Source organism: Niallia sp. MER 6, from assembly GCF_023714395.1.
Lineage (GTDB): Bacteria > Bacillota > Bacilli > Bacillales > Cytobacillaceae > Niallia.
Genome location: NZ_JAMAUK010000138.1, coordinates 1 through 327 on the forward strand (window position 1 = coordinate 1; position 327 = coordinate 327).

Here is a 327-nt window from a genome sequence, read left to right on the forward strand (position 1 = left end):
TGTATTGTGCCACCGTATAATTCGATACCAAGCTTAGTTGTTTCATAATCCGACCGATTCGACGACGAGAAACGATCCAGTTTTGCTTCTTTAACTCTACTTTGAGTTTGCGGGTACCATAGTTACAACGACTTCCCTTAAAAATGCGTTGAATTTCATTGGAAAGCTCCACTTCTTCTCTTTCATGGGCTTCTTTTTCGCACAAATTGGCTTGATAGTAGTAACTACTTTTGGGTATATGGAGGACGTTACACATTGCTGATACTGAATATTTGTGTGTGTTATTTCGAATCACATTTATTTTCGTCCCATGATCAGCGCAGCTTG

At 39.4% G+C, this 327-nt stretch carries 1 protein-coding gene; it reads right to left on the minus strand.

Going from position 1 to position 327, the window contains the following annotated elements; genetic code table 11:
- On the minus strand, nt 1-327 hold a 327-nt coding region (locus M3600_RS28725; RefSeq protein WP_251648607.1), incomplete at both ends, for an IS3 family transposase.